Source organism: Deinococcus alpinitundrae (assembly GCF_009982895.1).
GTDB lineage: Bacteria > Deinococcota > Deinococci > Deinococcales > Deinococcaceae > Deinococcus > Deinococcus alpinitundrae.
On record NZ_WXZL01000357.1, the window covers coordinates 1 to 256 of the forward strand.

Sequence of the window (256 nt, forward strand, 5' to 3'; positions counted from 1 at the left end):
GAGACATTTCTCCAATTGAAGATTTTACTGGTAATTTGTCATTAGAGTTTGTGGATTACCGTTTAGGAGAACCAAAATATGATTTAGAAGAATCTAAAAACCGTGACGCTACTTATGCTGCACCTCTTCGTGTAAAAGTGCGTCTAATCATTAAAGAAACAGGAGAAGTTAAAGAACAAGAAGTCTTTATGGGTGATTTCCCATTAATGACTGATACAGGTACGTTCGTTATCAATGGTGCAGAACGTGTAATCGT

General features: G+C 36.3%; 1 protein-coding gene. It reads left to right on the plus strand.

Features of this window, described 5'->3' with window-relative positions; translation table 11 throughout:
• Nucleotides 1-256 (plus strand): hypothetical protein (locus GUI70_RS25955; protein ID WP_202630623.1); only part of this gene is annotated, 256 nt, incomplete at both ends.